Origin of the sequence: Ferroplasma sp. (assembly GCF_031200575.1) — an archaeon.
Lineage (GTDB): Archaea > Thermoplasmatota > Thermoplasmata > Thermoplasmatales > Thermoplasmataceae > Ferroplasma.
Genome location: NZ_CP133597.1, coordinates 1043150 through 1061630 on the forward strand (window position 1 = coordinate 1043150; position 18481 = coordinate 1061630).

Consider the following 18481-nt stretch of genomic DNA (forward strand, 5'->3'; position numbering starts at 1 on the left):
TTATGGACTACAAGGACCCGAGGCATATTTACAGTACCATGGAAACAATAGCGGAAAAGGTTAATAAAATTTCTGAAGAATGCATAAATAGGTTTCCCTATTACAGGGATGAGTTCTCTGGTAGACTTGTCTGCACTGATACATGCAACTGGAGTGGTGGCCATTGGATTTCACTGCAGTTAAATTCATATATAATTTCCCCAGAAACCGGCATAATAAACAACATTAAGTCCTTGAAGGACAGAATAAGTTGCAGGTCGAAGGACAGGGATATATTCCTGGGTTTTATTTTCTATTACTCATTTGCACGAATGTATGACATGTTCGGCTCAGAATACGATCTTAATACCGCACTGTCGGCAGCCGATACCCTCATTTCCATGTTCAACCCAGTGGCTAAGCTGATTCCACTGGGAAGTGAATGCCAGGTTCTGGGAACTGATATACAGGGTGATAACATTGCTGCGGTTGACGGTTCCATCATAGCAAATATACTTCTGTACTGGGCATACGATCATACAGGAAGGCAGGATTATCTGGAGACGGCCATAAGCAATCTGGACAGCACTATAAAAATATTCATGAGAGGTAATTTTTCTGTAATACATATGGTTAAATTCGATCCTGATTCTGGAAATATTCTGACAAAATGGAATAATCTTGGTTACAGTAATAACACAACCTGGTCCCGTGGACAGGCATGGTTTCTTCTGGCTCTTGCCTATGGATATAAATATACTGAAAACAAAAAATACATCGAAATTTACAGGAAGGCGCTGAAATTTTATATCGGTCGTTGCAGGCTAACTAGTCTTCTACCCTTATATGACCTTCAGGCACCAGAAGAACCTGGAACCCCTGTTGATGCTTCTTCACTGGCTATTCTTGCCAAATCATATATAACTATGCTGGAACTTGGACTGGATGATGATGGTACACTGAATTCCATACTAGATACCATACTTTCAATTATTGATGTCACTCCCAGCAGCTTTATAACCCACCATGTATGTTTTGATTATCCCCACAGGTTTGCAATAGACTCTGACATGGTTTTTGCAGATTACTATATCCTCGATTTCCTGATAAATCTGAATGAATATATCCAGAGAAGAAATAAAATTATTTAACATATAAAGGAAATAAGGATATGCCTACAATTATAAAAGCATTGCTGAGTGCTGTATTTCAGGAACAGCATTATACAATAATGCCATTCCGGTATTTTTCCATCAGTGTTGATTCCAGCATGGGGACAATAATGTCACAGTTTCTTTCTGCTATTTTCATAGAACTTATGGACTCTTCAAGGCTAACACCAACGCCTATGGGTATATGTTCCTGCAGATTCCTGTATGTAAAGAATGAATCCGTGAGTCCAACCCTGCCAATTTCTGTGTTAACTATTATTAGCAATGAGCTGAAATGGTGTCCGCCAGTACGGATAACTTCTATGCCATTCTCTATAACATCATGGTCCTCCAGTAGATATACCCGGTCCCACCAGTCAGTTACAAGATGGCTCATTATTTTATCAGGAAAGTTAATTTCCCGTTCAGGCATCTGTTCCACTGGATTCTTGTTCATTAACTGCACCCATCCTGTTTTGGAAAAGAAAATTTTGGCATTAGTATATAAATCGAGATTTCCAGTTGCATAGGATACTAAGGGTGACAGGATCACACTGCTCACTGACTGAGGTGCAAATCCCAACTGTGAAAGATAAGTTGGGTCATTGAACTCAGATGCTTTTTCAGCCTTAATTCCGGGGTCCGTATTATACCAGTGCTGCATCAGGGGTTTCATATCAACCGGCATACCGGTGTTGAGTATAATTTTTTTATTGCCTGACCTGATTAAAGCCATATGAAATACCAGCCTTTCGTATCTGTCAAAATCCTTCATAAAATAGGCAAGGGGTGAAGGCACTGTATGCTCACCTGACCTTACCAGCCTTATACTCCATTTTTCAACCATTTATATCACCATTATCAATCTGGCACTATTACCTGCCTTCCCAGGACGGTACCAGAGCTTATGGCTTCAAGACCGACGTTTGCATCTTCAAGTTTTCTTTCCACAACATAACTTTTTATCCGTTTCATTGAATACATCTTAATCACATCTATCATATCCTGATAGGTCCCGTAATTGCTACCGCTTATGGAATGCTGGTATACCATTGTTGTGAAAACATCTATATTGCTGGTTTTTCCGTATGCACCAACGAGGACAAGTTTTCCATTTACACTTAGTACACTGTTCAGCATCTGGACAGTATCACTGCTGGAAACAAGATCGATCGCCCCCTGTGCTCCCTCTCCATCTGTAACCATGCCTACGGTTTCCTTCAGCTGGGATGGCTTTACAACTATGTCAGCACCCAATTTTTTGGCAAATTCAAGATGCTCATCTTTCCTAGATACAGCTATGACATTTACTGTTGGCATAACTGTTTTCATTATTTGAACCGTATAAGTGGCCAGGCCCCCAATACCATTGATTATAATAGTTGATACTGGAGATACAGAGGAAACTATCTTTTTTACTGCACCAAGTGATGTGGTTCCTGCATCCACCAGTGGAGCAACATGGATAGGATCAAGAGACCCTATTCCATATAGCCATCTGTAATCAGGAACAAGCATATACTCAGCATAGCCACCGTTGTATCCAGTCTGTCCGGGAGTTGTTTGGTAAGGGCACAAATTTGGGAACCCTCCGCGGCACCATCTACATTTGCCACATCCCCATGCTGGATATACAGCAACCCTATCACCGATATTATAATCCTGAACCGAATCCCCGATACTAACTATCTCCCCCACATTCTCGTGTCCAAGTATCATGGGGAGCTGAAATCCTGGTTTTAACTCTATACCCCTTGAAATGCCCAGATCAGTGCCACACATTCCTGCAGCGAGTATTTTTATTATAACCTCATTGCCCTGTGGGTTATCAAGATGAATTTTATCCCTGATTAATGGTTTATTGAAGTCTGATAGCACCATTGCATAGAATTCCATGAATATAACATGTATACGGCTATATTTTAATTTTTATATGGATATGTTGCATATTAGATGATCAGGTCAGTTGCACAATTCATTTTACCATAAATTTTGATTTAATGTAAATCCCCTGTACGGTTAAATACGGAATTGATTTGTTTTTTATGACACCAAAACCAGTCACTTTTGGATCAAACAGGGATATAAGAAGATATGGATAATACAAGCTACAGGAAGGGTTATTCAGAAAGGTATGTAACTGCCATGAATGATTTTATGGATAATAGCCCATTAAATAGACGGAGGGAACTATTAGATGAAAACAATTACAACAGGAGGGGGGCCATTTAAGGTGCCGGGAATAGTAATAATGTACCTAGATAGTTTAAGGGAGTTAAGGGGAATGCCATTCAGGCAGCTGGAGTCAGAACTCCATAACTTATCAAGAATATTCAGATTCCCTGAAATATCATTTACATCAATATACAGGAGGATAAGAAAAATAATTCCGGAAATAGGGAGTGATAATAATGGTGCATTGGCAGCAATAGACTCCTCAGGATTCAAGGTAACATTAAGGGGAGACTACCCAGGCAATAAATGGCATAAGATAAGAAGGGGATGGATTAAGCTGCATGCTGCTATAGACATTAATAATTTTGAGATAATAGATTACTCCATTACAGATGAACATGCAAATGATGCTAAGGAGGGAATAAAATCATAAGGAGAGTTAAGAATAAAATAAGAAGATTATACGGTGACAAGAGATATGATTCTAAATTAATTTACAATGAATTAGAGGGCAGGGCTGCAATACCCCCAGGGAGGAATGCATCAACACTTTCTAGAGTCTCCTCCTAAAGGGCAAAGATTACAGGATTCATTAAAAAATTTAGTGAAAGAACATGGAAGGTTAACAATAATTATGGCTTAAGATGGAAATTTCTACAATGAGTACAGTAAACTAAGGTGGGAACTAATTACGCAACTGACTTTTATTTATCTAAAAATTAAAATATACAATGGGGTGCATTTTCACATGTATAAATTAGCAAAGTGATTCCCTGAATTTCCTATTCTATGTTACTGTCTATACAGAAATTATCTAAGGACTATAATCATTGACATTCATTTTTGGGGATTGGCCATGCTGTAAGATATAATGGGGCTCTGGAAATAAGCCCTCAAATCAGTATAAAGTTCCTGCATGCCTTATATTGCAGCAGGAAGGGTTATGCAATATCTGAATATAATTCAGGAAATCCAATCTACTTTCCAGAGACAATTTATACATATATACCAACCGGTAGAATACCGAAGAGCATTTTCAAATGTTTCATATATATTACAGGAGTGTACGTGTTAATAGTACAGCTCTATCTTCATCTGAATTCATTAATTCTATGACGAAACGTAAATTATCGTTATAGAACGGAAGGACTGTTCCCTGGTGAGAATGCGAGGGAAATGCTGAAAATCAGGACGAATCAGATTAGGCACTTGTTTTTGGTCAATCAGCTAAAACTGGCGTTAACCAGTAATTACAGACGACTATACTCAGGATAATTTTATCGAAAGTCTTGTTATGCCTTACATGCAGATCTTCTCCCAACCTTAAGACATTAAGATACTAGGGATATTATTTTTTGGGAAGTTTAAGCACAGAAATGTATTAGAAAATTAAACAATATGTACTTTCTTCGGAGCCTACTGTTCGTTTACTCAGGAATTACTATAATACAATTTCCTAATATTTTCCATTATGGACTGTTTTCCGGATAGGATTATGCCATTTTGAATTATTTCCAGGATTATTTTTTTCTTTTCGATACTTAAAGCATATACTTCATCTAAAGTATACACTCTAGGTTCCACATCAACGGGGAAACTGGGCTCCATAAAGTCAATAACATTTTTTTTCCCCTCAGTTATTATTATGACATCGGCATCCGAAAATGGTGAATAATTTCCCTTGGCCAGGGATCCAATTAGTATGGCCAACACTGCACCTTTGTTCGTGCAACGATTTCCATATTCCTCGAGTTTCTTGATTATTAATTTATAATCAAGTTCGTATATTTTTGGAGCAGAATTCAAATATTTCCTTTGCATAATTTATACACCTGCGGGCATCTTCAATTGAATAATATTCATAAGGGGAACCTTCAGTATAATAATCAGGGTATCTCGAACCCGTATACACTCTATCAAGTTCTTTTGACCTTTCTATTATCTGTTTATCTACTTTAAATTCAGGAAGTTGAGATAGCATTCTAGAGATGGAATGGCTCCATATTTCCTTATTTAAGGCATTATAAAGACCCTTGACAGCCTTTTCCGCACTTTGCTGGGCGGCGAAGCAAGCCCATTCATATTTTCCGTGTCCCATAGAATCTTCTGCTTCTTCCAGATCTCTCTTAGATTGATTTAACCAGTCCAATGGTCTCGACGGCATTTTATAGAACTATGATTAATGTGTTAATAATGATTTCTATGTAGGAACGAGTTTATGTTATCACGAATTGAGTTCCTATTTGAAGACCACTTAAATATAGATAGAAATGCTCAACCCAGGGTGAAGTTAAACAATAAGAAATTAAAATACATAATAAATCAGAAAAAGAAAGGAGTATCATCTGCTGAATTAGCAGCAATATACAGGGTAAGTACAGGATATATCAATAAGATCTATTACAATTACATCAACTACGGTAAAACAGAGTTATACAGTCATGGAAGGAAGATAAAGTTAATAGATGAATATACTGAGGAACTCATAATAGGTATAAGAAATACCCATCCACTGTCAGGGCCTATGGCAATAGATAACTACCTTATGGAATCAGGAGTTAAAGTATCCCAATATTATATACAGGGTATTGTTGAAATATAATATGGTAGACCAGAGCATGAAGGAGAAAAAGCAGAGGAAGTATGTAAAGCATGAGAGGAAGCACAGCAATACACTGTGGCATATTGACTGGTCTAATTACAGTGATAAAGAGAAGTTAATCATCATAGAGGATGATGCTTCAAGGTTCATAGTGGGATTTGGAGTGCCATTGAAGCCATACTTCTCCACATAGGAGGAGGTAATATATTACTATAATTATAGGAGAAGGCATATGTCATTATCCATAGATGGAAGGCGGGTTGTAACACCTGCCATGGCATATGAAGAAAAGGGAGGTAAGTTAAATGTTAAGGAACAATAGATATATATGGGAACTAATTACAGGATATCATAGACTATTGCCCTTCATAGCAATTAAACATGCTCCCAGTGTAGTAGGCTCTATCCCGGTTATTTCATATCTCAGGTTTGTTAGTGCAACAACAATTGAACCTATATTTACTTTAGACATTCCTCCACCTGCAATTATACCATTGAAGTGGTGTGCTTCCTGATTTGATTTCATTATATTTTCTATCATATCAACACTTAAATATGCCATGCTATGTAAAATTGCAGCGATCATATAATCATTTGTTGACCATTTGTCAATGCCATAAAAGCCTGCCCTGATCTCTGTGTTAAAAATTGGACATCTCTCCCCTTCCAGATATGGAAGAAATGTAATTGCTCTTGGATTCATATCAATACGGTTCACATCTATTCTTCTCTTGTAATTTCTTTCAGCCCATTCAAGAATCGTTGAATACTGAGAATTGCATCCATTTATCAGATATCTTCCTTCGAAATAAAGATCATTATATGGTGTGCTACTTCTTATAGGTGTTCTGGAGACATATCCAGCGCAGAGTGTGATCAATTGGTTATAAAGAATTTATTGGGATCGAGGCTGATAGACCCCATGGCTGAAACTATTGTATCTACTGTACCTATACTTACAGCCATATTCCGGTATTCACAGGAATATTCGGGTTGGACCAGCTCAGGAAGTCTGGTTTCTATTTCCAGTTCCTGTACGGTCTGAAGTTCCCATTCCATGGTCTTTGAGTTCAACAATCCCCATTCAAGTGCAGTATTGATATCCTGCACCGGTTGATGTGGTGAATTTTTTAGCTTTGTAAATAAAAAACCGTTGAGTTCTACTATCCATCTTGTTGCCGAGAAAATATTTGCAGCATTTTTTTTAATCCATTTAATTTTCTAATAAAAAACTGCAAATTAGGTATATTCAGAATTATATTACAGATGACATCTTTATCCAAATCTGAAAGGAATTCTACTCCCAGTAAGGAGTTTTACGGAATTCCGGTCAAGGCAATTTTTTCTGAATTCATGCAAATGAGTATCGGCGCCATTGTAGACATATTTACATATAATACACCCATCGTATCAAGCATATCCAGGATTTTGACAGTTCCATACTCTCCAGATTATATGCTTCCCACTTAATTGAGAATGAACCGACATCTACACCAGCTATCAGTTTATTTTTAACCATAATTATAATGATAGATCAGAATCTATTAATACAGTAATTACTTTAAAATCAGTATCTAAGATAAATACTTATAGGTCATTAGAATAGTATAAATATGGGAAGCGAAGACTATTTAATTACACTAATAAGCGGGAATGATAGCACGAGAGTGGACGAAGCAACAATTGTCGCTACAGGGCTGGCTGAAAAAATGGGTGCAACAAGCGTTACTCTATTATTTATAGGCAGTTCAATAGAGACATTAAACAAATACGACCCGCGTTCATTGATTATCAGCACTAAAATTGAAGAACTTAAAAAGGCAAAAATAAAAATAATGGCATGCCCCGTTGCAATGGAATATTATCATATAACTGAAAGCGATTTGCTATACTATGACTGCGATAAAATACCAGGGGGGAAGGTCATTGCAGATGCAAATAAGGCAGGGCACACTATACTTACATTTTAAAACGACTTTATAAAATAATATTTAATTTTTAAGCGGGCAGTCTATTGCGATAGCTAGGGTAGGATGTTACTGTTTCAAACTCAACCGAGTAAAAGTCTCCCGAATTCGTTCAATGAGTGTTCATAGGGATAATTCCTGCTACCTGCTCCACTTCTAGTTATTATGCCCAGTGCCAGAAGATTTTTTAAACGCCTTGAAACTGCTGATTTTGTAATATTCAATGAAACTGATAATTGTTCTATACTTTGCGGTTTAGCCGATATTTCTCTCATAAGCCGAATGTATCTCTTATTGTATATATCTATTTTTTTCAATTTTTTTACGTTTATTACGACGGTTGAGTTCAGATACTTGTCATAAACTACCATGAGTATATCCTGGTTATATGCATGTATGGTTAATGCAGATACTCCAATTCCAGAACCACAGGATATATTAACCCACGTCGGATCGTTTTTAGACTTGCATATTTTCTGCAAAACAAGGAAAATCTGGAAAAAATTTCCCACATCCTTTATTTCAATGAATTCAGGCTTTATATTCTTCAGTTTAAGAAAATCAATTATTCTCTGTTTTGCATTTCCATATTCTGTCTTGGCATCACATATTATAATCAGTTTTGAGACTTTTGGAATATCGGAAAAGAATGGCTTTACTATGTAATCGCCTTCCTGGTCCAGAATTGCAATACCATACTCTTCTATCATTTATATTCATGTTACGTAAATTTATAAATTTTGCGCAACGATTCCATAAATAATGATATATTGATATTATAATAATTATATTTAAATATAAATCATCACTATTAACTTCAGAGTAAAATGATAGCAGTAACAGCATGGGAATGGATAGGCCTGTTTATTGGAATGATAGTAGGTGGCCTTGCAGAAGCCTGGGGTATTTCAAATCCAGAAATATTGATAAGGCTCGGAAAATTTCAGGACAGGTTATTTATAGGTTGTATAGCAATTGCTATAGGAGCAGGTGCGCTGGCTTTATATGGACTGGCAGCACTGGGTGTATCATTCCACTGGGGAGTTAAGCCAGATTATGTATGGGGAGTTGCCTTGGGTGCGGCTATCTTCGGAACAGGAATAGCAATTTCAGGGTATGTCCCTGGAACAATATGGATGGCTCTGGGTGAAGGTAGGAGAGATGCTGTCTATGCTGTTTTCGGTGGGTTGCTCGGTGCAGCATCATGGACTTTAATTTATCAAACACCTTTCGGTCACTGGTTAGTAACCTACGATAATTTCGGCGAAATATATTTCGGTGGAAAGGTAGATACAGATCTCTATGTGGGATTCGGAATAGCTTTTATATGGGCGATTCTGATGTTCGGAATAGCATATATGCTTCCCAGGTATAAGGGTGGTAAAAGCTGTTTCTATCAGTCATCCCATAAAAACTATAAACCTACAACGGCAGAAGAGGAACAGAATATAGAGTCAGCAGAGGTATTGCAGGAAGGCTCATCCATGCCAATGGGTAATGGAACTACTGCTGAACAGTTTAATTATCATTACACTGTATCATCTGATTTATTTGGAAAAGTAATGTTAACCGTGGGTATAATTATAGGATTTACTGTTGTGCTTGAAATGTTCTTACATCAGATACTGGGAGAATCAACAACATTTTCATGGATAGCAGCCGAACTCTGGCTACCGGCTTCATACTGGAAATACAGTGAAATAGTGGTTACAACAATAGGCTGGGAACCATTCAGTGATATCGGAACACTATTCGGTGCCTTCCTATTCTCCGTGTTTGTAACAAGGAGATTTCAGGCATTCAACAAGGTATTGCCCCCCTCATGGGTATCCAGATTCGGCAATAGTGAAATTAAAAGAGCAGGAGGGGCATTCGGTGGTTCATTTATGATGTTACTGGGTGCAAGAATGGCCGATGGATGCGCTTCCGGGCATATATTGAGTGGAGATTTGCAGATGGCAGTAAGCAGTCTGGAATTTTTCGTAATAGTGATCATATTCCTGTTAATCGCCGTACACCTCATCTATAAAACTAAAAGGAGTGAGTAAAATGGAAGATAAAAAAGTATACGATAAAACATATGACAAAGCATACGATGAAGTAGAAAAAGCAGTAGAGCTTGAAAGATCTGAAGAACCGAAGCAAAAGAATGAAACCGGCATAAGAATTTTTATAATAATCATGACCGGCATAATGATACTTGCTGCGGCCCTGACTGAAGGCACATATAATGGATATGATCCTGATCCCAACGATGTGGCGATCACCGGATTTTTTGCCATAGTGACCATCCTGATGACAGCAGTATGGTACAGATCTAAGTATAATAATTTTTCATATAAGCCGGAAGAGTTCAGAAGGCATTATAAGAAAATGAAAAAAGACAGGGCAAAGAAATAATAAATTATTTTTTATATATATTATAATTAAACAATTGTTAGAGATTTGGATAATGTAATATGGTTACTGTAAATTCAAATGACCCTTTACCATTATCCTTAATCTACCTCCATATTTATGTATTTCCTTAACAGCCATTCTTCATTGATGTCCATTGCTATTGAAACAACCAATCTCATCAATGAATCACTATTGGGAAATGCACCTATCTTCCTTGTCCTTCTCTTCAACTCCTTATTGAATCTCTCTGTCACATTGTTAGTATGCAGCTTCCTGCTATGTTCTCCAGGGAATGATATGTATGAATATAATGAATCATACCATTTATAGAACATGTCAATGGACTTGTCAAGCTTCATTTCCTCCATCCTGTCTATTGCTATCTTGAACAGTGATTCATCCATTAGAGCCTCTGACACTATCTTTGATATATCCTTCCACTGTTCCTTTCCCATGGTCTTTCTTAAATTCTTAAGGAAATGGAAATGGCAGTACTGCCACAGTGAACCGGGGAATGATTCTGTTACTGCCTTCCTTATTCCTGCATGGCCATCTGATATTACCAATTGTACTCCTGTTAATCCCCTTTCCTGAAGCTTGAAGAAGAAGTTATTCCAGTCCATCTCATCCTCTGAATTGTATATGTCCATTGATAGGAGCTGCCTTATTCCATTGCTGTTTACACCTATTGATGTGTATAATGCCATTGACCTGTATTTACTATTTTCCCTGACTTTAAAGTATGTTGCATCTATGTACAGGTATCTTATCTGTTCCTCTATCCTTGTTTCTAAGAACTCTTTAACCTTGGCATCAAGGTCCTTATTCAAGGATGATACATACTCAGGAGATACATTTACTCCTAGATTATTTATTATATTGTTTACTGACCTGGTTGATACCCCGTTAATATATGACTCAACTATTACAGAGTCTAAAGCCTTTTCTACAGTTGAATACTTGTCAAATACAGTGGTTGTGAATGAACCTGACCTTATATCAGGCTTATCCAGGATCAGCTCACCATCCACAGTCTTTAATTTCCTCTTCTTGGTTCCATTCCTGTATCCTGTCCTTTTATTGTTCCTTTCATATTTATCAGCATTCAGCTGTTCAATGGCCTCCTGATCCATTACATTGTTTAAAAACCATGTAATCAATTCCTTCTTTCCCTCTTTTCTATCATTTATGAAAAGCTTTATTAATTCCTGTATACTTATTAATTGACTCTTTGCATTTGTCATTTTGTTTACCTCATTATGATATTGCAAAGAGTCATTTTAAATTTACAGCAAGATAATTACATTATCGAGATTTGATAATGAAAATTGATATATATCAATTTACAATAAAAGATAGTGATGTAAAATGGCAAAAATATTTGTAATTCTGACTAAAGGAAAAGATGATTTGAATATGGTTAATGTGGCAGCTAATTTTGCAACCAGCACTGTTAAGAATGCAGGGGCAACCGTTAATTTCATGTTTCTGGGAAGGGGCGTTGAAAATCTGTTAAAAGATTCAAACGGAATAAAGCCCGTTGCAGATTTAGTCAGTCAGATGAAAGCAGCTGGCATAGAAGTAACTTACTGCAAGGTATCCGCTAAAGGTATAGGCCTTATGGAAAGCCAGTTGCTGGACGGAATTGAACCGGTTATGGGCGGTGTACAGACTGCCAAGGAAGTAGATGCCGGATTTTCCGTGGTTACTTTTTAAAATTTTTAATAATTTTTTGGGAACATCATTAAACAGTATTCCGGACATTACGTTCTAGCCCTCCTTTTTCGTTTTGAAACCAGATATCCAATTCCAATTACCCATATAACAGCTAACACCGGTATATAATTTTCAACATATCTTGAATAGTTAATATCCGTAATTTTAACATTGGTTGCTATAAGCGACATTACAAAATAAGATGTTTTAATTCCGATATTACCCATTATCATTGCAGCCACACTGGAATTCCCTGGAATTGATATACTTTTAATCATTGCATACCTATCTGACTGAAGATAGGTTGAAAAGTAAAACAGGCTATAATTGTAGTGCTGATAAACATCCCGTACATTGGAAACAACTCCATTATAAGGTATGTAGTATATAGAATGTTGCCCATCGTTTAGTTTATAACTGGAAGGAGGACAGATTGTAGTCATATTCTCTATATTTACAATATTATTACCGAATGGCAATTGTTCTCCACGGTGCAGTGAATTTCCCTCTGGAAAAAGTGATGTGAATATAGTTGAATTTATGGGATATAGTCTGGATAGGGATTTTATAACTTTTCCAGACTCATTGAAAACAATACTGGTTATATTGGCGCCCTGTGCCGAAACATTTACAAATAAATCGCCCCTAATATAGGTATCTCCATTTTTCAGTGTTTCATTATAATATCTAGAATTGTTGTTCTGAAAGCTCTTATAATATAAACTCGATGTGAATCTGTATTCCGATGATGCACCAGTTTTAGCAGGGGAATATATGTCATTTTGGGTATCACTATGAACATCTAGTATAATTACTCCAGGTATAACGACTGTTATAATGACTAGAATCGAGATCACTATCGTAATTAATTTCTTATAATTCATTTAAGCCTACTCACAAATATTTTTCATAACGCCGGTAATATCTATTAATGCCGTATATTCCTCAGAGGGGGTTTTGTTATAAGCAATAGAATACTGCATAAATATATCACCATTGGTGAACACCTCTGCATTAACGCTTACTTCCACATAATTGTTTGTGTATGAGCCGGTCAAGGAATAACCTATGTTTTTTATAACAACATAACCATTATACTCCTTAAAGGAACCTGTAGAATTACTGGCACTATTGGTAAACTGAAATTGTTCGGTTATGATGGTGCATCCGCCCGTGTTTTCTGTTACTTTCCCCTTTACATTATATTGATTAGAATGAGAAACATCATGACATTCGTAGCAGTAGATGGTATTAATACTAAAGTTGGCTGCATCGTAGGAATTTAGGGTAGAAAACCAATTTGAAGAAACGTTTTTAGAATGAATTACCAAATCATTATAAACAGTGCACGTTTGTGGTTCTATATTTTCCGGATTTATTTGTGATGTTGCTACAGTTAAGGGATTCATTAGTATTAACCCTATAAATATTGCTGACATAACAATACTCACTATTACTCTTTTCTTCATATTGATATTAATACATTTATATATATATTTCGGTAACATAATAAATGAATTATTTATCAAATAAACTATTTATATAAAATATTATATATATGCCATTGATAGGATTAAATACGATATAATTTGATATAAATCTAATAAAAAATGGATCTGGGTTTCATTAATAAAATTGATTAGATTTCTATACCCTAGAAGGAAATATGCACTTGATATAGGAAGAGAAAACCTTTTAACTACCCTAATATTTTTCATCCCGGTATTGTTTGTTTCTCATAACTTAGAATTAATTCTCAAAATTTTAACTCTGACTGACACATGCGAAGAGCCTGCATTAACAAGAGGGATTTATATTTACACATAATATGGTACGCGATCGTGTTACTATATATCCACAAATGTGGAGATACTGTTACATACAACTCAAATAATATTAGAACGTCAGAAAATGCTTGTCCTGGTACAGAATGAAGCATCAAATTATCCATGGATTAAAGTTATAGACAGAAATTATTATATGTCCATTGGAGAAATAATATTTGCATAAAATCGTATTGTAGTGGTCAGTAAAATATGTGGAATCTCAGGGAGGAAATTATGTATATCTTGATCTACAGCTTGGAAATCCCATATCAGCAAATTTAAATTTCCCCGGATTTAACTTGCAAGGAGAATGTTTATTGATTCTGGAATTAGCTCTATTGAAATCGGGGTGGTAAAAAGTACCTCTCCATCCATTTCCACAGGTGCCTTGTCACCAGATATTTCAATTTGCTGAGCTATTTTATTTATTGTGTCCCTGTCCTCAATATATGTGCCATTTATCAGTTTTTTAAACTTCATTAAAAGCGTCATTCTCGAAATTTCTTTTATCATGTGTACTTCCATGACATGGTCATTCAGGACCGAATTTTTTGATGCAAGCATACCACCACCAAAGTATTTTCCATTTGCAATTATTACATCTATAAATTTACCTTCTATAACTTCATTTTTGATGGTTATTTTAAGATTATATGCCCTCAATTTAAACAATTCATTAATAACTGCATGTCTTATCGTGTTTTTATTACGCTTCAATTTTTTATTAACCCTGGCAATAACATTTGCCCCATAGCCCAGTTCCATTATATTTACAAAATACCTTGTTTTTCCGGAATATTTGACAAGCACTGAGTCTACCTTGAATATCTTATTGCTTGTTATTGCATTCCCTATATCCTCAGGACTGATGCTTCCGGCAGATTTAACGAAATCGGATCCTGTTCCGGCGTCGATAATTATTAAAACAGTGCTTTTACAAACAATTGCCTGGCATATTTCGTTTATTGTGCCATCGCCGCCTACACATACGATATAATCATAGTTGCCTTTCAAGGCTTCCTGTGCGTATAAAAACGCATCATTGTTCCTTTTTGTTTCCCTTATTATATAATCATAATCTTTTAAGAATCTTTTCAGCCTGTCCAGTAAATACACGCCACGGCCATTGCCTGCATGTGGATTTAAAATAACATAAATTTTCATTTTAATCACCTATTAAACCTGATAACTTATCAATATTCTCATTTTTAAAATTTTCAGCATTTTCCGGATCGTAGATCAATACAGGAAGCCTTCGCCTCAGCAGGTCATTGACATATACGGGGCATTCATGGCTTATTATAAACTCAACCTGATCTTTATCAGGCCTTGAATAATTGATGTATGGCATATTTCTGCTTTTAACCTCTATTTTCAATTTGTTTTTTATAATTTTTAAAACCTTCCTTGCAGCTGAACGGTAATCGGTTAACTTTCCACCGAAAACAGTAATAACATTTCCATAATCAACTATTTTGAAGTCACGGGAAATTTTACCTGGATTGTCCCCTTTTCCCATAAGTGGCCTTATTCCAGAATATGATGCTATAACATCATTTTTATCTACGAAAGGAAATAGATTTTTTGCACTGTTAATCAGATATTCTACATCATCATTATTAACTGAAAAGTCATCAGGGCTGTCCACAAATGTATCTGTGGTGCCCAGTATTATGACATGGTCACGTGGAATTAAAAACAGCTGCCGTTTATCAATGCCAGATCTAAATACCAGAGCATTTTTTATATTAAAATAATCTCTGTTGAAAATTATGTGTACCCCCTTACTCAACCTCATCATTGCGTTCTCAGGCAATCCTAAAGCCTTATTTACCCGGTTTGCCCAGGGACCAGTAGCGTTTATTATTAGTTTCGCCTTTATTATGACATCTTTTTTATTTATTTTATCAAAACAAGTTAAAACACTGTAACCATTATACTCTTTAAAATGCGACAATTCCAGGTAATTGAAGCATAAAGTACCATTATTATAGGCAGATGCAATATTGTATATGACCATTGTTGAATCGTCGGTCATGGCATCCTCATATGTAAAATATCCATCTACACCTGAATTTTCTCTATAATTATTACTATAAAATTCAGGCATTTTAAATTTCCTTTCAAGCAGGGAATAAAGAACAAGGCCGAATTTTATTTCATGCCTGTTCCACTGGCTTTTCCCTGTAAGTACATCAAATTTTATTTTTTTGACAATGTCCAGGTTTTTCAGCAGGTAATTCCTCTCCTTAATCAATTCACGGACAAGCACTATATGCCCTCCAGACAGATACCTCAAACCACCGTGTATTAATTTTGATGATCCTGAGCTTGTGCCAGATGCAAAATCATTCTTTTCAATTAATACTGCACTTATGGAATTCTCTGATAGTATATTGGCAATGCCACTTCCAGTTATCCCGCCCCCTACTATGGCAACATCGAATGTTTTATCCCCTATATTTTTAATGTCCTCATTGCGTGTATGCAATGAAAATTCCCTGTATTTACTATTTGTCAAATATATCATCTCTTAGCATTTTCATAAACACGGAATTATCGCCGGCAAATTCCTCGAAAAATTTTCCCAGCCCATGATGGTGTGTTATTGACCCCCCATTATGCAGAAATACATTTACCATATTTTTCCTTATTTTTATTAAATCATCTGTTTTATCGGTTTTAATTATAAAAGTAAAATAAATTGCGCATCCGTCAATATAAAAATGTGAAATATGTGACATTATTATCCCGGCTATGTTCAGCTCCCTTATGCTGTTATTGAATGACAGAATTGCCTCGTCATATAATTTTATTATATTCTCCCAGGAAACCGATGTCTCCAGTGTATCCGGAACAAGCCCATGTTCCCATAGGACATTCCCGAAATACGGCCTCTCATATCTTGTGTTTTCCCATATTCTGGCAATTGTTCTCCCTGAATATACGCTATTTGAAGGTTTTTTAAATCTGGCATTGTTGTTTATTAAAATAAGCAGGGAACCCCTGTTGACTTGCCTTAAGGACAGATATTTACTAAATATATCTGTTGCCATGGAATTATTCTGGCTTAAAAAAAGGAATTCTGTTTCAGTTTCATCTGACAGCCTCAACACTGTGGGGAATTTTTCCATCTGCATAAGAGATTTTATCCCATCCTTAAAACTTTTAAAAAAATATGAATAATAATGCCTTCTCTCAGGCAAATTATATACTTTTATGCCGGCATTCATAATTATTCCGCATTTCCCCTCGGAACCCATGGCAACATCCTTCACAGAAATGCCTGAGGAGGATCTCGGTGAATACCGGTCTGAAAATAAACCATCGGTTCTCACAAGTTCAATGTAACTGACCATGTCTTCTATATCTCCATACTGGTTTGATTCCTGGCCTGATTCCTTGGTGGCAATCCACCCGCCTACAGTTGAATAATTAAATGATTCCGGAAAATTTCCCATGGTTTTGCCCTTTGTGTTCAATATTTCTTCCAGTTCTTTACCGGTAAACCCTGCACCACAGAATACTATTCCATCCCGTAATTCTATTTTTTTAAGTTTTGAGGTATCGATTGATACGGTTCTGCCCTTACCAGTATATTTTGAAATCAACCCGCCGGTAACCGATGTGCCACCACCGTACACAGTAATGTGAATATTTTCTTTTTTTAATGTTTTTACTAAATTGTATACCTCATCTTGGTCTGGATATACAACAGCATCAACTATACCGGGCAAAATTGACAGCCTGGAATTTAAAATTTCAATTGATGATTTGCCTATTGAATGTTTCATCCTGTCTACTGGATCAAAGGATATGCTTTCAATATTAATGCACTTCAATAGTATTTGTTTTAATTCATCATCAACTGCGATTTGTGGGGCATTGATATTGCCGTCCCATATTCTGTTACCCCAGTTTATACCAAATAATTTTTCAATAAATTTTGCTGTATTTTCGTTTACATTGTAATTGCTATTGCCAAAAAATATATTAAATGCCTGTTTACTGGTTTTACCCATAAAAGTATAATAATTATGACATATTTAAATTATACACTGAAATATAATTAGTTTCATAATTTCTGTTGTTATACTATTTTTCTTTAATAGTTGATTCCATTCATTAAATATACTGATTGCAGAAGAATCGGCATTTATTGCATTAATATATTTTTTATAATTTATTGCTCTATTGAGGTATCAATATCTATTTATTCCCATAATGTATAAATAAAACATGAAACATGCCAGGCCTGAGGATCTTAAAGAGGTTGAGCCACTATTAATCCAGATACGCAGGATAAATAATCTTAAGGAGAAACAGACCGGGCATTTTTATTTCAGAGGTATAAATATAGTACATTTTCATATAGATAATTCAAGGATATTTATCGATATAGGGGATTCAAGAACAGAAATTATTTTCACTGATTTTGCAGCTCAAATCGATCGTATCCTATTAGAAGTTAGGAAATATATGCAGGAGGTCTCTCAAAGAAAAAAATGAGTTATCTAACCAAAATGCTTAAATTAAACCAATCATATAATGTTTTAGGGATAACCCATTTTAGTTATACTTAAATATTCGGTACAAAATAGGATATCCTGAAACCGGCTTAAACGGAGGTTTATCATTTCTGGCATCCAAATTGAATTTATCTAT

General features: G+C 35.8%; 22 protein-coding genes and 1 pseudogene. 10 read left to right on the forward strand and 13 right to left on the reverse strand.

Translation table 11 applies throughout. From position 1 onward, the window contains the following. Positions 1-2 precede the first annotated feature (2 nt). A complete protein-coding gene (locus RE471_RS05800) occupies positions 3-1130 on the forward strand; it encodes a glycoside hydrolase family 88 protein (protein ID WP_309213861.1) in 1128 nt (375 codons plus the stop codon). Positions 1131-1200: 70 nt separating this feature from the next. Here RE471_RS05800 and RE471_RS05805 read toward each other — a convergent pair whose 3' ends face one another. Both RE471_RS05805 and RE471_RS05810 read right to left on the reverse strand, forming a co-directional pair. Continuing rightward, the gene (locus RE471_RS05805; protein ID WP_309213862.1) at positions 1201-1977 is read right to left on the reverse strand and encodes a hypothetical protein; all 777 of its coding nucleotides are present in this window, start codon (positions 1975-1977) and stop codon (positions 1201-1203) included. A gap of 14 nt (positions 1978-1991) precedes the next feature. Next, positions 1992-3026 (reverse strand): alcohol dehydrogenase catalytic domain-containing protein, encoded by a 1035-nt coding sequence (locus RE471_RS05810; RefSeq protein ID WP_309213863.1) that lies wholly within the window; start codon positions 3024-3026, stop codon positions 1992-1994. A gap of 198 nt (positions 3027-3224) precedes the next feature. Between RE471_RS05810 and RE471_RS05815 the strand changes: the two genes are divergently transcribed. Continuing rightward, the gene (locus RE471_RS05815; protein WP_309213864.1) at positions 3225-3362 is read left to right on the forward strand and encodes a hypothetical protein; all 138 of its coding nucleotides are present in this window, start codon (positions 3225-3227) and stop codon (positions 3360-3362) included. Further along, positions 3328-3738, forward strand: coding sequence for a transposase (locus tag RE471_RS05820; RefSeq protein WP_309213865.1), 411 nt, complete (start codon positions 3328-3330; stop codon positions 3736-3738). Before RE471_RS05815 ends, RE471_RS05820 begins: the two co-directional genes overlap by 35 nt. Positions 3739-4736: 998 nt before the next feature. Here the strand turns inward: RE471_RS05820 and RE471_RS05825 are convergent. Then, a complete protein-coding gene (locus RE471_RS05825; protein ID WP_309213866.1) occupies positions 4737-5126 on the reverse strand; it encodes a nucleotidyltransferase domain-containing protein in 390 nt (129 codons plus the stop codon). After that, positions 5080-5454, reverse strand: a complete 375-nt coding sequence (locus RE471_RS05830; RefSeq protein WP_309213867.1) for a HEPN domain-containing protein — start codon at positions 5452-5454, stop codon at positions 5080-5082. Before RE471_RS05830 ends, RE471_RS05825 begins: the two co-directional genes overlap by 47 nt. Before the next feature lie 135 nt (positions 5455-5589). On the opposite strand from RE471_RS05830, the pseudogene RE471_RS05835 reads away from it, so the two are divergent. Continuing rightward, a pseudogene (locus RE471_RS05835) lies at positions 5590-6229 on the forward strand (hypothetical protein). 27 nt (positions 6230-6256) lie between these two features. Here RE471_RS05835 and RE471_RS05840 read toward each other — a convergent pair. Together RE471_RS05840 and RE471_RS05845 are read right to left on the reverse strand one after the other, a co-directional pair. After that, on the reverse strand, positions 6257-6787 hold the full coding sequence (locus tag RE471_RS05840) for an FGGY-family carbohydrate kinase (protein ID WP_309213868.1): 531 nt from the start codon (positions 6785-6787) through the stop codon (positions 6257-6259). Beyond that, positions 6784-7017 (reverse strand): hypothetical protein, encoded by a 234-nt coding sequence (locus RE471_RS05845; RefSeq protein WP_309213869.1) that lies wholly within the window; start codon positions 7015-7017, stop codon positions 6784-6786. The genes RE471_RS05840 and RE471_RS05845 overlap by 4 nt, the downstream gene beginning before the upstream one ends. Positions 7018-7173: 156 nt before the next feature. On the opposite strand from RE471_RS05845, the gene RE471_RS05850 reads away from it, so the two are divergent. Beyond that, the gene (locus RE471_RS05850) at positions 7174-7377 is read left to right on the forward strand and encodes a hypothetical protein (RefSeq protein WP_309213871.1); all 204 of its coding nucleotides are present in this window, start codon (positions 7174-7176) and stop codon (positions 7375-7377) included. A 143-nt stretch (positions 7378-7520) separates the two neighbouring features. Continuing rightward, entirely contained in the window at positions 7521-7877 is a 357-nt protein-coding gene (locus tag RE471_RS05855; RefSeq protein WP_309213872.1) for a DsrE family protein, read from the forward strand. Positions 7878-7957: 80 nt separating this feature from the next. Here the strand turns inward: RE471_RS05855 and RE471_RS05860 are convergent, their stop codons facing one another. Further along, on the reverse strand, positions 7958-8584 hold the full coding sequence (locus RE471_RS05860) for a winged helix-turn-helix domain-containing protein (RefSeq protein ID WP_309213873.1): 627 nt from the start codon (positions 8582-8584) through the stop codon (positions 7958-7960). A 117-nt stretch (positions 8585-8701) separates the two neighbouring features. Between RE471_RS05860 and RE471_RS05865 the strand changes: the two genes are divergently transcribed. Together RE471_RS05865 and RE471_RS05870 are read left to right on the forward strand one after the other, a co-directional pair. Then, the gene (locus RE471_RS05865; protein ID WP_309213874.1) at positions 8702-9922 is read left to right on the forward strand and encodes a YeeE/YedE thiosulfate transporter family protein; all 1221 of its coding nucleotides are present in this window, start codon (positions 8702-8704) and stop codon (positions 9920-9922) included. A 1-nt stretch (position 9923) separates the two neighbouring features. Then, positions 9924-10274, forward strand: a complete 351-nt coding sequence (locus RE471_RS05870; protein WP_309213875.1) for a hypothetical protein — start codon at positions 9924-9926, stop codon at positions 10272-10274. 98 nt (positions 10275-10372) lie between these two features. On the opposite strand, the gene RE471_RS05875 is transcribed toward RE471_RS05870, so the two are convergent. Continuing rightward, positions 10373-11518 (reverse strand): IS256 family transposase, encoded by a 1146-nt coding sequence (locus tag RE471_RS05875; protein ID WP_309213876.1) that lies wholly within the window; start codon positions 11516-11518, stop codon positions 10373-10375. Positions 11519-11642: 124 nt separating this feature from the next. On the opposite strand from RE471_RS05875, the gene RE471_RS05880 reads away from it, so the two are divergent. Next, positions 11643-11990 (forward strand): DsrE family protein, encoded by a 348-nt coding sequence (locus RE471_RS05880; protein ID WP_309213877.1) that lies wholly within the window; start codon positions 11643-11645, stop codon positions 11988-11990. A gap of 47 nt (positions 11991-12037) precedes the next feature. On the opposite strand, the gene RE471_RS05885 is transcribed toward RE471_RS05880, so the two are convergent. From RE471_RS05885 to RE471_RS05905, 5 genes are all read right to left on the reverse strand, one after another. After that, complete coding sequence (locus RE471_RS05885; RefSeq protein WP_309213879.1) at positions 12038-12874, reverse strand: hypothetical protein; 837 nt, start codon at positions 12872-12874, stop codon at positions 12038-12040. 6 nt (positions 12875-12880) lie between these two features. Continuing rightward, a complete protein-coding gene (locus RE471_RS05890; protein WP_309213880.1) occupies positions 12881-13459 on the reverse strand; it encodes a hypothetical protein in 579 nt (192 codons plus the stop codon). A 651-nt stretch (positions 13460-14110) separates the two neighbouring features. After that, positions 14111-14980 (reverse strand): diacylglycerol kinase family lipid kinase, encoded by an 870-nt coding sequence (locus tag RE471_RS05895; RefSeq protein WP_309213881.1) that lies wholly within the window; start codon positions 14978-14980, stop codon positions 14111-14113. Position 14981: 1 nt separating this feature from the next. After that, positions 14982-16337, reverse strand: coding sequence for a glycerol-3-phosphate dehydrogenase/oxidase (locus tag RE471_RS05900; RefSeq protein ID WP_309213882.1), 1356 nt, complete (start codon positions 16335-16337; stop codon positions 14982-14984). Next, a complete protein-coding gene (locus tag RE471_RS05905) occupies positions 16327-17838 on the reverse strand; it encodes an FAD-binding oxidoreductase (protein WP_309213883.1) in 1512 nt (503 codons plus the stop codon). Before RE471_RS05905 ends, RE471_RS05900 begins: the two co-directional genes overlap by 11 nt. A 217-nt stretch (positions 17839-18055) precedes the next feature. Between RE471_RS05905 and RE471_RS05910 the strand changes: the two genes are divergently transcribed. Beyond that, on the forward strand, positions 18056-18325 hold the full coding sequence (locus tag RE471_RS05910) for a hypothetical protein (RefSeq protein WP_309213884.1): 270 nt from the start codon (positions 18056-18058) through the stop codon (positions 18323-18325). The last annotated feature ends 156 nt before the right edge of the window (positions 18326-18481 follow it).

Coding starts and splice junctions, on each gene's coding strand:
- RE471_RS05800 (WP_309213861.1), top strand. CDS start 3: ATGGACTACAAGGACCCGAGGCATATTTACAGTACCATGGAAACAATA.
- RE471_RS05805 (WP_309213862.1), bottom strand. CDS start 1,977: ATGGTTGAAAAATGGAGTATAAGGCTGGTAAGGTCAGGTGAGCATACA.
- RE471_RS05810 (WP_309213863.1), bottom strand. CDS start 3,026: ATGGAATTCTATGCAATGGTGCTATCAGACTTCAATAAACCATTAATC.
- RE471_RS05815 (WP_309213864.1), top strand. CDS start 3,225: ATGGATAATACAAGCTACAGGAAGGGTTATTCAGAAAGGTATGTAACT.
- RE471_RS05820 (WP_309213865.1), top strand. CDS start 3,328: ATGAAAACAATTACAACAGGAGGGGGGCCATTTAAGGTGCCGGGAATA.
- RE471_RS05825 (WP_309213866.1), bottom strand. CDS start 5,126: ATGCAAAGGAAATATTTGAATTCTGCTCCAAAAATATACGAACTTGAT.
- RE471_RS05850 (WP_309213871.1), top strand. CDS start 7,174: ATGACATCTTTATCCAAATCTGAAAGGAATTCTACTCCCAGTAAGGAG.
- RE471_RS05855 (WP_309213872.1), top strand. CDS start 7,521: ATGGGAAGCGAAGACTATTTAATTACACTAATAAGCGGGAATGATAGC.
- RE471_RS05860 (WP_309213873.1), bottom strand. CDS start 8,584: ATGATAGAAGAGTATGGTATTGCAATTCTGGACCAGGAAGGCGATTAC.
- RE471_RS05865 (WP_309213874.1), top strand. CDS start 8,702: ATGATAGCAGTAACAGCATGGGAATGGATAGGCCTGTTTATTGGAATG.
- RE471_RS05870 (WP_309213875.1), top strand. CDS start 9,924: ATGGAAGATAAAAAAGTATACGATAAAACATATGACAAAGCATACGAT.
- RE471_RS05875 (WP_309213876.1), bottom strand. CDS start 11,518: ATGACAAATGCAAAGAGTCAATTAATAAGTATACAGGAATTAATAAAG.
- RE471_RS05880 (WP_309213877.1), top strand. CDS start 11,643: ATGGCAAAAATATTTGTAATTCTGACTAAAGGAAAAGATGATTTGAAT.
- RE471_RS05885 (WP_309213879.1), bottom strand. CDS start 12,874: ATGAATTATAAGAAATTAATTACGATAGTGATCTCGATTCTAGTCATT.
- RE471_RS05890 (WP_309213880.1), bottom strand. CDS start 13,459: ATGAAGAAAAGAGTAATAGTGAGTATTGTTATGTCAGCAATATTTATA.
- RE471_RS05895 (WP_309213881.1), bottom strand. CDS start 14,980: ATGAAAATTTATGTTATTTTAAATCCACATGCAGGCAATGGCCGTGGC.
- RE471_RS05905 (WP_309213883.1), bottom strand. CDS start 17,838: ATGGGTAAAACCAGTAAACAGGCATTTAATATATTTTTTGGCAATAGC.
- RE471_RS05910 (WP_309213884.1), top strand. CDS start 18,056: ATGAAACATGCCAGGCCTGAGGATCTTAAAGAGGTTGAGCCACTATTA.